The sequence below is a fragment of the Brevundimonas sp. genome, assembly GCF_036402095.1.
Classification (GTDB): domain Bacteria; phylum Pseudomonadota; class Alphaproteobacteria; order Caulobacterales; family Caulobacteraceae; genus Brevundimonas.
Genome location: NZ_DASWTO010000207.1, coordinates 1 through 10085 on the forward strand (window position 1 = coordinate 1; position 10085 = coordinate 10085).

At 71.4% G+C, this 10085-nt stretch carries 14 protein-coding genes; 9 read left to right on the forward strand and 5 right to left on the reverse strand.

The window, feature by feature from the left end; translation table 11 throughout:
* From VGD32_RS13725 to VGD32_RS13735, 3 genes are all read left to right on the forward strand, one after another.
* The coding region (locus tag VGD32_RS13725; protein ID WP_331032443.1) for a leukotriene A4 hydrolase C-terminal domain-containing protein at positions 1 to 693 on the forward strand (693 nt) is incomplete at its 5' end.
* A 174-nt stretch (positions 694 to 867) separates the two neighbouring features.
* Positions 868 to 1875: a UbiA family prenyltransferase gene (locus VGD32_RS13730; RefSeq protein ID WP_331032444.1), complete on the forward strand. Its 1008-nt coding sequence runs from the start codon at positions 868 to 870 to the stop codon at positions 1873 to 1875.
* Between the two features lie 11 nt (positions 1876 to 1886).
* Complete coding sequence (locus VGD32_RS13735; RefSeq protein WP_331032445.1) at positions 1887 to 2744, forward strand: DUF3298 domain-containing protein; 858 nt, start codon at positions 1887 to 1889, stop codon at positions 2742 to 2744.
* Here VGD32_RS13735 and VGD32_RS13740 read toward each other — a convergent pair.
* From VGD32_RS13740 to VGD32_RS13750, 3 genes are read right to left on the reverse strand one after another with little or no spacing between them, the layout of a single operon-like run.
* Positions 2687 to 3682: an alpha/beta hydrolase gene (locus VGD32_RS13740; RefSeq protein WP_331032446.1), complete on the reverse strand. Its 996-nt coding sequence runs from the start codon at positions 3680 to 3682 to the stop codon at positions 2687 to 2689. The genes VGD32_RS13735 and VGD32_RS13740 overlap by 58 nt on opposite strands.
* A gap of 34 nt (positions 3683 to 3716) precedes the next feature.
* Positions 3717 to 3914, reverse strand: coding sequence for a helix-turn-helix transcriptional regulator (locus tag VGD32_RS13745; RefSeq protein WP_324776506.1), 198 nt, complete (start codon positions 3912 to 3914; stop codon positions 3717 to 3719).
* Entirely contained in the window at positions 3911 to 4315 is a 405-nt protein-coding gene (locus tag VGD32_RS13750) for a hypothetical protein (protein ID WP_331032447.1), read from the reverse strand. The genes VGD32_RS13745 and VGD32_RS13750 overlap by 4 nt, the downstream gene beginning before the upstream one ends.
* A gap of 145 nt (positions 4316 to 4460) precedes the next feature.
* On the opposite strand from VGD32_RS13750, the gene VGD32_RS13755 reads away from it, so the two are divergent.
* The 6 genes from VGD32_RS13755 (at position 4461) to ypfJ (ending at position 8395) form a co-directional block, all read left to right on the forward strand.
* Entirely contained in the window at positions 4461 to 5414 is a 954-nt protein-coding gene (locus tag VGD32_RS13755) for a fatty acid desaturase family protein (protein ID WP_331032448.1), read from the forward strand.
* Between the two features lie 29 nt (positions 5415 to 5443).
* On the forward strand, positions 5444 to 5824 hold the full coding sequence (locus VGD32_RS13760; protein ID WP_331032449.1) for a hypothetical protein: 381 nt from the start codon (positions 5444 to 5446) through the stop codon (positions 5822 to 5824).
* A gap of 4 nt (positions 5825 to 5828) precedes the next feature.
* Complete coding sequence (locus VGD32_RS13765; RefSeq protein ID WP_331032450.1) at positions 5829 to 6341, forward strand: hypothetical protein; 513 nt, start codon at positions 5829 to 5831, stop codon at positions 6339 to 6341.
* 38 nt (positions 6342 to 6379) lie between these two features.
* Positions 6380 to 7036 carry a methyltransferase gene (locus tag VGD32_RS13770; RefSeq protein ID WP_331032451.1) on the forward strand — a complete coding sequence of 219 codons (657 nt, stop codon included), beginning with the start codon at positions 6380 to 6382 and terminating at the stop codon, positions 7034 to 7036.
* Between the two features lie 49 nt (positions 7037 to 7085).
* Positions 7086 to 7469: a hypothetical protein gene (locus tag VGD32_RS13775; protein WP_331032452.1), complete on the forward strand. Its 384-nt coding sequence runs from the start codon at positions 7086 to 7088 to the stop codon at positions 7467 to 7469.
* 77 nt (positions 7470 to 7546) lie between these two features.
* Positions 7547 to 8395 carry a KPN_02809 family neutral zinc metallopeptidase gene (ypfJ, locus tag VGD32_RS13780; RefSeq protein WP_331032453.1) on the forward strand — a complete coding sequence of 283 codons (849 nt, stop codon included), beginning with the start codon at positions 7547 to 7549 and terminating at the stop codon, positions 8393 to 8395.
* Positions 8396 to 8436: 41 nt separating this feature from the next.
* Here ypfJ and VGD32_RS13785 read toward each other — a convergent pair whose 3' ends face one another.
* Positions 8437 to 9387 carry a retropepsin-like aspartic protease gene (locus VGD32_RS13785; protein WP_331032454.1) on the reverse strand — a complete coding sequence of 317 codons (951 nt, stop codon included), beginning with the start codon at positions 9385 to 9387 and terminating at the stop codon, positions 8437 to 8439.
* Between the two features lie 56 nt (positions 9388 to 9443).
* Positions 9444 to 10085: LD-carboxypeptidase (locus VGD32_RS13790; RefSeq protein WP_331032455.1), on the reverse strand; the 642-nt coding region annotated here is incomplete at its 5' end.

Here is a 10085-nt window from a genome sequence, read left to right on the forward strand (position 1 = left end):
GCCTATGAGAAGGGCGCCGCCTTCCTGCGCACCATCGAACGCGTCGTCGGCCGCGAGCGCTTCGACGCCTGGCTGACCGGCTATTTCGAGCGCAACGCCTTCCGGCCGATGACCACCGAACGCTTCCTCGAGGATATCCGCGCCCATCTGGTCACCACGCCCGAGCTGGAACAGCAGCTGATGATGGACGCCTGGATCTACCAGCCCGGCATGCCGTCCAACTGGCAGCCGCCGGTCTCGACCGCCTTCGTCCCCGTCGACGCCGCCGCCCGCGCCTTCTTCGCCGACAGGGGCCCGGCCTCGGCCATTCCGTGGGCGGGCTGGTCGACCCAGGAGCGCCAGCGCTTCCTCGCCTGGCGCCCCGACGGCCTGCGCCCCGGGGCCGACTGGCTGACCGACGCCCAGCTCGCCGACCTCGAGGCGGCCCTGAACCTGCGGGGCGAAGGCAACGCCGAAGTGGTGTTCTCGTGGCTGCAGATCGCGGTCCAGCACCGCTACCAGCCGGCCGTGCCGACGCTGGAGAAATTCCTCACCACCATGGGCCGGCGCAAATTCGTCCTGCCGCTGTTCACCAGCCTGTGGGCCGAAGGCGACTGGGGCCGCGACCTCGCCCGCCGCATCTACGCCGCCGCCCGCCCCGGCTACCACCCCGTCACCACCAACTCCGTCGACGCCGTGGTAGGGAGGCCCTGACCAGGTCGCCTTCTCCCCTTGGGCTCGGATGAGGGGTAGGTCGGTCCCGGACTCGCTGGCGGACGACCTGCCTCAACCATCCCCCTCATCCGTCTCGCTCCGCGAGCCACCTTCTCCCCCGGGGGGGAGAAGGGGATTCTTCGCGAGACCGCCCAAACCCGCTACACCTCTCCCATGACTTCCGCCCCGCTGCCCGACGCCGGATCGAACTGGGTGGATCGCCATGCGCCGGAGAGGCTCAAGCCGTGGCTCAGGCTCGGCCGCTTCGACCGGCCCATCGGCATCTGGCTGCTGCTCCTCCCCGGCTGGCAGGGCGTCGCCCTGGCGCTCAGCCAGTATCGCACGACGCCCGATCTCTACGACGCCTGGCTGTTCCTCGGCTTCGCCCTCGGGGCCTGCCTGATGCGCGCCGCCGGCTGCGCCTTCAATGACATCGTGGACCGCGACATCGACGCGCAGGTGGCCCGCACCGCCCTTCGGCCCATCCCCTCCGGCCGCATCTCGGTGAAACAGGCCTGGGCCTTCGTCATCGGATGCAGCCTCCTCAGCCTGCTGATCCTGCTGACGCTGAACGCCGCCGCGGTCGTCCTCGGCGTCGCCTCCCTCGCCCTCGTCGCGGCCTATCCGTTCATGAAGCGCATCACCTGGTGGCCCCAGGCCTGGCTCGGCCTGACCTTCAACTGGGGCGCCCTGATGGGCTATGCGGCCGCGCTCATGGGCGGCAGCCTTGTCCTCACCGTCGCGGGCGTCGTCCAGACCCAGACCACCAATGTGGCGATCGTCCTGCCGGGGCTGCTCTTCGCCCCCGCCCTCCTCCTCTACCTCGGCGGCGTCTTCTGGACCCTCGGCTACGACACCATCTACGCCCTGCAGGACATCGAGGACGACGCCATGGTCGGGGTCAAATCCTCGGCCCGCCGGCTCGGCGCCGGCGTCCGCCGCGGCGTCGCCGTCTTCTATGGGCTCACGGTGGTTCTGACCGTCGCCGCCGGTCTGACCGCCGGCCTCGGCCCCATCTTCTACGTCGCCCTGCTGCCATGGGCCGCCCACCTGCTTCGCCAGGCCCGCGACGTCCGACCCGACGACCCCGCCCTTGCCTTGAAGCTCTTCAGGTCCAATCGTGACGCCGGCCTCATCCTGCTTGTCGCCATCATTCTCGGTTCGGTTCAGCTTCCGCTTTGAAGGACATCCGCATGGCCCGCCCACTTCGCTTCCTGCTCCTGTCCGTCGCCGTGGCCGCGAGCCTCGCCGCCTGCAACCGCGACCGGGACCCTGCGAACGCGCCGGCCGCGGCGACGCCCGACGCCAACGCCCTGGTCACCCCGGCCGACGCCGCCGCCCCTCCCGGCTACGAGTCCAGGACCCCTTATGCCGACGTCAAACTGACCCTGCCTGACGCGCTCAGGAGCCAGCCCGACCTGCACGCCCGCCTCTACGCCGAGGAGGTGCGCAAGCTGCGCCAGTTCGTCGAGGGGGCGCAGGGCGAGCTGACCGAGGCGGGCGCCGATCCCGACCGGCCGAAATACGAGAACGTCGTCGCCATCGCCCTCGCCGCCGAGACCGGCAAGCTGTTCAGCCTCAAGCGCACGGCGTTCGACTATTCCGGCGGGGCCCACCCCAACACCCTGAGCAGCGGCATCCTCTGGGACAAGGCGCTCAAGCGCACCATCGGCCTGGCGGACCTGTTCCGGAAGGGCGCGGACCTGACCGCCGTCGACCAGGCCCTGTGCTCGGCGCTCAATACCGCCAAGCGGGCGCGCGCGCCGTCGGAGGCCTCGATCACCTTCGACAGCAAGCCGTTCTCCTGCCCCCGCGCGGCGACCACCGCCTTCGTGCTGGCGCCCGGCGACGCGACCGGCAAGGCGGCCGGCCTGACCTTCCTGATCGGACCCTATCAGGCCGGGCCCTATTCCGAGGGCGGCTACGAGATCGCGATTCCCGCCACCGTGTTCCGCTCGCTGCTGGCCACCGCCTACGCCGGCGAATTCGGCGGTCAGCTGCTCAAGGCCGGCGACGTCACCCCGGCCTTCGAGCCGGAGCCGGCGGCCTGATCCGCCAGGAACTGATCGACCAGTTCGGCGAACCGCGCCGGCTGGTCGGCCATGATGAAGTGCCGCGCGCCGTCGACCCGGACCAGCCTGACCCCCGGCAAGGCCGCGTATTCCCGGGCCCACAGGGCGTCGGCCATCGCCGCGGGCGCGCCGCCGTCGGCGTCCGAGGCGTAGATCGCCCACACCGGCGTGCTCATGTCCGCCAGCCCGGGCCGGGCGTCGGTGGTCATGACCTCGCGGATCGCCGCCGCCATCGCCCGCCGGTCCGAGGCCATCGACCAGGCGACCATGGCCTCCCGCGTCGCCGGATCGCGGGCCATGCCGATCGCCGTCTGCGCCTGCTGCGCCCGGAAGCCGGCCTCGTCCGCCGCCAGGATCCCAGCCGCCGCCTGGGCCGCGAAGGGCCGGGCGCTTTCCGCGGTCGCCTGGGCTCCGAACATGGCGCTGAAGAAGGGCAGGCTGTCGACGCTCATCACCTTGCCGACCAGTTCCGGATGGCCCTGCGCCAGCAGCACCCCGGTCAGCCCGCCCATCGAATGGCCGATCACCGCCGGCCGCTCCAGCCCGGCCTGGCGGACATAGCGCGCCAGCTCGCCGACCACGGGGGCGACGAACGGTCCGTCGCCATGTGTCCACGGCTCGCCCGCGAACCCGGCCAGCTGGACCAGATGCACCCGGTGCGTCGCCGCCAGCCGGCTCGCCTCGGCCCGCCACACCTCCCGCGACGAAGCGAAGCCGGGGATCAGGATGACATCGGGGCCGGCGCCGCTCACCTCGACCGACAACCGGTCCGAGGCGAAGGCGGTCTGGACCGCGGGAGCCGTTGCGGCCTCGGCGCGAACGGCCAGGGCGAGTCCGCCGGCGGCCAGGGCGATGGCGGAGGCGAGGGCGAAGGCGCGCAGCACCCGGCCGCCGCCGTGGCGGGACATGAACATCATGGTCGTGATCCTTGCGAGGGGGAGCCCGAAGCCGTCAGGCGTGCGGGTTCTCGAAGACGTCTTCCACCGGCCGGGCGAACAGCACAGCGATGCGGTAGGCGAGGTCCAGCGACGGGTCGTGCTTCTCGGTCTCCAGCGCGTTCACCGCCTGCCGCGACACGCCCAGCGCCTGCCCCAGCTGTTCCTGGGTCCAGCCGCGCTCGACGCGCAGCAGTTTCAGCCGGTTCTTCATCGGCTGCTCCTGACGAACGGCGCCGCCAGTCCGAAACAGGCCCAGAACAGCGGATAGATAATCCAGCCGGGCAGGTGGTAGGCGTCGGCGTAGCTCTCGCCGAAGCCCCATACGCTGGCGATGGCCATGGCCATGCCCGCCGCGAGGATGAACTGTTTGGCCGTCACCGCCCGCACGTATTCGTCGGACTCGCGCATCAGCGCCAGCGTCGCCCAGATCTGCCCGATCACCGGGGCCGATACGGCCAGGGCCAGCCCCCAGGCCGCGACCGGCGAGGCGATGTCGTCGAAGGCCCCGAAGATCGCGGCGACGTTGATCGCCACATAGCCGCCCATGAAGGCCATGGTGCGTACGACGTACCGCCGGTTGGCCGAGGTGTTGGTTTTGGCAATGGCCAGCATGACAAGTCCTCCTGACGTGATGTCATGCTTACCTTACATCAACCATATGTAATGTCAACCTGACTTTTCGTCAGCCCTGCCTGACACCCGTTCCCCTCCCGCCGCCCCGCTTTCCGGCGACCGGTCCGGGGCGTATCCTGCGCCCATGCCCCCCGCGCCCCGCGCCAGACCCGCCGATCTCTTCACCGCCGACGAATGGGCTCCGTTCCAGACGCGCCGCGCCTGGGTCGGCCCCTTGCTGGTCCTGCACTGCTGGGGCGTTATCGGGCTGGCGGTCGTCGCCGGCGTGCTGTGGCCGATCCTGATCCCGCTGTGCGTCGCCGTCATCGGCACGCGGCAGCTCGGCCTCGCCATCCTGATGCACGAGGCCGCCCACGGGGGCCTGTCGCCCAACGCGCGGCTGAATGATGTCCTCGGCCACTGGCTGTGCGCCGTGCCGGTCGGCGCCTCGCTGCCGCTCTACCGCCCCTATCACCTCAGCCACCACAAATACGCCCAGCAGCCGGAGGACCCGGACCTGGTCCTCTCCGCTCCCTTCCCGGTCACCCGGGCCTCGCTGCGCCGCAAGATCGTCCGCGATCTGACCGGCCAGACCTTCTTCAAGCAGCGCGTCCTGTTCGCCTTCAAGGCCTTCGCCTCCCGCCGCGACGAGGATCTGGCCGAAGGCGCCGTTGTCACCGGCCGCAGCGTCGCTCCCTTCCTGCTGGTCAACGCCGCCCTGCTCGCCGTCGCCGTCCTCGCCGGGGTCTGGTGGGCCTGGTTCGCCCTGTGGCTGCTGCCCCTCGCCACCTGGTTCCCGATGGTCACCCGCCTGCGCAACATCGCCGAGCATGCCTGCGTCGAGGGCTCGGCCGACGACGCCTTCCGGGCGGCGCGCACCACCCGCGCCGCGTGGTGGGAACGCGCCTTCATCGCCCCCTACTGGGTCAATTTCCACGCCGAACACCACCTGTTCATGCACGTCCCCTGCTGGAAGCTGCCGGCCCTGCACCGGGCCGTACGCGGCAAGCCGGAGGGCGGGCGGATGGTGGTGGCCGGGGGCTATCTGGAGGTGCTGAAGACCGCGAGCGCGGGAACCACACTTCCGGCCTCCGGTTGACGATGCGTCGGGGGCGAAAGGAGACTCCCATGGGCACTTCCGAATCCAGACCGTCACCGGGCGAGGATCAACACCGCGGCTCCCACGGCGGCGACCGCTCGACCCGGCGGTTGCGGGAAGACGAGACGGTCCGCAGCAGCCAGGCCGCCGGCAAGGATCCCGGCCGCGAGTCCACGCCGACCCGGATCCCGCCGGAGGAGCGGATCGTCCGCGGTCCGAGGCGCAACCCGGTCAGCGACAGCGGCCTCGACCGACGCCCGCCCAATTGGGAATCGCACGAGCGCGGATGGCGCGCCGGCGATCCCGCCGCCGACTCCGTCACGCCCGGCCGCGAATTCGGCGCCGGCGGCGGCGTCGACGATGGGCCGAACGAGTCCGGCGGCGACGCCTCCAAACCCCATCCCAGCTGACGCCATGAAGCGCGAGCCCCGGCCCGAAGCCCGCATCTATCTGGACTGCGACGGCGTCCTCGCCGACTTCGACAAGGGGGCGACGGCGGTGCTCGGCATGCCACCCCGAAAGTTCGAGCAGCGCCACGGCCTGCCGGCCTTCTGGTCACGGCTGGCCTCCACCCCTGACTTCTTCGCCTCGCTCGACCTGATGCCGGACGCCATGGAACTGTACGCCGCCGTCCGCCACCGCGACCCCGTGATCCTGACCGGCTTGCCGCGTGGGGCCTGGGCCGAGCCGCAGAAGCGCCGCTGGGCCGCCCGTCACTTTCCGGGCGTGGAGGTCATCACCACCTCCGCCGCCCTCAAGCGCGAGCACTGCCACCCGGGCGACGCCCTCGTCGACGACAACGACAGGTTCCGCCACCTGTGGGAGAAGGAAGGCGGCGTCTTCATCCACCACAAGACCGCCGCCGCCTCGATCGCCGAACTGCGCCGCCTCGGTTTCCTCGAACCGGCCGCGGCCATCTCGCGCTGATCGCACACGACGCGGCGGAACCCTGTAAGGGTGGCGCGATGCCGATCGCCGACCCCGCCGCCTTCATCCTCGCCAATACCCGCCTTCAGCCCGTGCCGCACGCGCCCGAGGTTTCGCTGTGGCTTGCGGACGAGGTCACGCCGATCTGGCGGCTGACCGAGGAGGAACTCGGCGAACTGGGCCTGCCGCCCCCGTTCTGGGCCTTCGCCTGGGCCGGCGGTCAAGGCCTCGCCCGCTGGCTGCTCGACCATCCGGGCGAGGTCGCGGACCGGCGCGTGCTCGACTTCGCCGCCGGCTCCGGCCTTGTCGGGGTCGCGGCGATGAAGGCCGGCGCGGCCTCGGCCCTGTGCGCCGACATCGACCCGTTCTGCGCCGCCGCCGTGGCGCTCAACGCCGAGGCCAACGGGGTCGCCCTCGCCTTCACCGGCGCCGACCTGCTGGACGCCCCGCCGCCGGACGTCGACCTGCTCTGCGCCGGCGACGTCTTCTATGAGAAGCCCATGGCCGAACGGGTGCTGGCCTGGCTCTCGCTGGCCGCCGCCCGGGGGACCCGCGTTCTCGTCGGCGATCCGCTGCGGACCTATTTCCCGAAGTCGGGTTTCGATCTGCTGGCCGAATACGAAGTCCCGACCACCCGCGAGCTGGAGGACTCCGCCGTCAAACGCACCCGCGTCTGGACGCTCTCCCGACTGTGAGGCGCCGGCCACGCTTGGCGATCGGCCGCGTGGGGCCCATCTTGACGCCATGACCGCCGCCCGCCTCCTGCTCGTCGCCGCCGCCCTGGCCGCCGCCTCTTCGGCCCAAGCCCAGACAGCGCTGTCTTACCGCGCGCCGGGTGTCGATCCGCACGTCTACCAGGCCGACCAGCACCGCTATGAGATCGACCGCCTGCGCGCCCAGGCCGACCAGCGCGAGGCCTTCGCCCGCCAGCTTCAGCTCGAGGCCCGGCTGACCCGGCTCGAGATCGAGGCCGCCCGCCAGCCGGAACCGGTGCAGCCCCCGTCGTATCGCGCTCTCCGCTCGCCGGAGGAAGAGCGCGCCCTGCGGGAGTCGGCCACGCGGCGGCGCCAGAACACCACCGCCGGCGTCGCCCAGATCGACGCCTGGCTGGACCGCTCCGCCCGCTGAGGCCTGTCGCCCCTGCATCCCTTCGCTGAGGCCCGCGTTCCTGCTTGGCTTCAGTCTGAGGGAAGAGGGAACGGATCATGCGCTGGCAGGGCGGACGACGCGGCGGCAACATCGACGACCGGCGCGGCATGGGCGGCGCCGGGATCGCCGGCGGCGGCATCGGGGCCATCGTCCTCGCCGCGATCGGCTATTTCGTTTTCGGCATCGATCCGCAGACCACGCAGCAGATCACCAGCCAGCTCGGCGGCGTCGGCAGCGCCGAACAGGGGACGCAGGGCAGCCCCGCGGATCAGGCCGGCGCCTTCGTCGACGTGATCGGCACGAATGTCGACGACGTCTGGAAGACGAAGCTGCAAGGCTATCAGCCGCCGACCGTCACCCTGTACGAGCAGGGAACCTCGACCGGTTGCGGCTTCGGCCAGGCCGCGATGGGCCCGTTCTACTGCCCCACCGACCGCCACGTATATCTTGACCTGTCCTTCTGGCGGCAGATGGAGAGCCAGCTCGGGGCCTCGGCCGCCGACTTCGCCCGCGCCTACGTCATCGCCCACGAATACGGCCACCACGTCCAGACCCTGATGGGCACCTCGCAACAGGTGCAGCGGGCCCAGCAGCGGGCCTCGGGTCAGGCCGAGGCCAACCAGTATTCGGTCGCCCTCGAGCTTCAGGCGGACTGCTACGCCGGCGTCTGGGCGCGCAACGCCTCCGCCGTCTCCAACGGCGCCGTGGCGCTCGAGGCCGGCGACCTGGAGGAAGGCCTGCGCACCGCCTCGGCCATCGGCGACGACACCCTGCAGCGCCGTCAGGGCGGCCGTGTCGTGCCCGAGGGCTTCACCCACGGCTCCTCCGCCCAGCGTATGGAATGGCTGCGGCGCGGCTACGATTCCGGCGACCCCGCGGCCTGCGACACCTTCTCGGCGCTGTAGGCAGGACAGGGATCAGGGACCGGGAGCCCGGGTGCTGATCCCTATCTGCCCACCGTCAGATCCAGCGGCCGCGAGACGTGCAGCGTGCCGGCCCCGACATCGAGCGCCACCCTGCGGCCGGCGAAGGCCTCCATGCCGACCAGGGCGCCGGGGAAGTTCGGCAGCGGTGGCTGGTCGAACACCCCGACCTGCACGCGCCGGTACAGGTGATCGGCGAAGGTCACGGTCCGCGCCTCCAGCACGGCCGCCTGCATGGCGCCGCCGAGCACGAGGCTGGTCCCGGTTTCCTGCCGCCGCCCGTCCAGCAGACCCGCGGCATGGGCTGTCGACTTGTCCAGCGCCAGCAGCGACGAGGCGCCCGTGTCGACCACCGCATCCACCGCCACCCCCTCGACGGTGACCGGCGCGATCAGGCCGCCGCCCGAGCGCCGCACCGTCGCCGGAGCGAGGTCCGGCGGACGCACGAAGGCCTCGCGCGCGATCAGCCGCACGTGCCGCCGGGCGGGATCGATCGCCAGCACCAGATGCTCCAGCACGTCGCGCCCGAGGATCAGCGGCGTGTTCAGCCCGCCGTCCGAGGCCAGCGGGCCCAGATCGAGGATCGCAGCCCTCAGCTCGCCGATGATCAGGCCCGGCAGCGTCACCTCGACCGTCGTGCCCCGACCCATCTGCGTCCCGCCGCCGACGCCGTAGGCGACCAGCGGCATCTCGAAGATCGATCGTTGCTGCGTCGGCAGCGCCTCGACCAGCCGCCTGTCGATCACCGAATACTGGGCGCCGGTGTCGATCAGGGCGATGACCTCGCGCCCGCCGATGCGGGCCCGCACCGTCGGCACGTTGGTGCGCCGCGCATAGGGCAACCACGGCGTCGCCCCGCCAGCGCCGAAGGCCAGGTCCGGCGCCGGCCAGAGCAGGGTCTCGCGGGCCCACCAGGCGCCGCCGACGACGGCGGTCAGGGCTGCGGCGCGGATCAACAGGGTGCGGCGGTTCATGCCTTGTGAACATGGCGTGGCGGCGGGCCGGGCGCCAGCGTCGCCGCTGTCGCGCCCTATCGCGGCCCGAAGGGCACGACCTTGTTTTCCCGGTCGTGACCGATGTCCGCGGGACCCAGATAGGGAATGCCGGACCGCTGGCACCAGTAGCGGACGATCTCCTCAGGGGTCAGGCCGAAATCCGGATCGTTCTCGACGATGTCCGAGACCCGTCCCAGCCGGATGCCCGCCACCTTGCGGATCGAGGCCTGGCCGGTCAGGTGGAACATCATCCGGTCGACGCGGTAGAGCGGCTCCGATACGTCCTCCAGCATCAGCACATGGCCGCCCAGGTCCGGCTCCATGGCTGTGCCGACCAGGGCGTCGAGGATGCTCAGGTTGAAGGCGACGGCCGGCCTTGGATCCTCGTGCAACGTCGGCTCCCACGACGCCTTGTCGCCGCTCTTCAGCCAGTTCAGCGCCCGCCACGCCGTCGCGTCGCTGCGCACCGCGTCCGAGGCCATCGGCCCGTGAGCCACATGCGGGAACCCCGCCTTGTACAGACCCGCCAGCAACGTCCCCGCGTCCGAATAGCCCAGATACCGCTTCTTGCGCGCGACGTCGGTCAGTCGCGGCAGCACCGCCTCGGCGATCCGGCACGAGCCGTATCCGCCCCGCGCGAACCACACCGCGTCCAGCCGCGGATCGTTGGCGTATTC

What these genes read in the sequence shown, in the direction of transcription:
- VGD32_RS13730 (WP_331032444.1), top strand. Translation starts at nt 868, where the DNA reads ATGACTTCCGCCCCGCTGCCCGACGCCGGATCGAACTGGGTGGATCGC.
- VGD32_RS13735 (WP_331032445.1), top strand. Translation starts at nt 1,887, where the DNA reads ATGGCCCGCCCACTTCGCTTCCTGCTCCTGTCCGTCGCCGTGGCCGCG.
- VGD32_RS13740 (WP_331032446.1), bottom strand. Translation starts at nt 3,682, where the DNA reads ATGATGTTCATGTCCCGCCACGGCGGCGGCCGGGTGCTGCGCGCCTTC.
- VGD32_RS13745 (WP_324776506.1), bottom strand. Translation starts at nt 3,914, where the DNA reads ATGAAGAACCGGCTGAAACTGCTGCGCGTCGAGCGCGGCTGGACCCAG.
- VGD32_RS13750 (WP_331032447.1), bottom strand. Translation starts at nt 4,315, where the DNA reads ATGCTGGCCATTGCCAAAACCAACACCTCGGCCAACCGGCGGTACGTC.
- VGD32_RS13755 (WP_331032448.1), top strand. Translation starts at nt 4,461, where the DNA reads ATGCCCCCCGCGCCCCGCGCCAGACCCGCCGATCTCTTCACCGCCGAC.
- VGD32_RS13760 (WP_331032449.1), top strand. Translation starts at nt 5,444, where the DNA reads ATGGGCACTTCCGAATCCAGACCGTCACCGGGCGAGGATCAACACCGC.
- VGD32_RS13765 (WP_331032450.1), top strand. Translation starts at nt 5,829, where the DNA reads ATGAAGCGCGAGCCCCGGCCCGAAGCCCGCATCTATCTGGACTGCGAC.
- VGD32_RS13770 (WP_331032451.1), top strand. Translation starts at nt 6,380, where the DNA reads ATGCCGATCGCCGACCCCGCCGCCTTCATCCTCGCCAATACCCGCCTT.
- VGD32_RS13775 (WP_331032452.1), top strand. Translation starts at nt 7,086, where the DNA reads ATGACCGCCGCCCGCCTCCTGCTCGTCGCCGCCGCCCTGGCCGCCGCC.
- ypfJ (WP_331032453.1), top strand. Translation starts at nt 7,547, where the DNA reads ATGCGCTGGCAGGGCGGACGACGCGGCGGCAACATCGACGACCGGCGC.
- VGD32_RS13785 (WP_331032454.1), bottom strand. Translation starts at nt 9,387, where the DNA reads ATGAACCGCCGCACCCTGTTGATCCGCGCCGCAGCCCTGACCGCCGTC.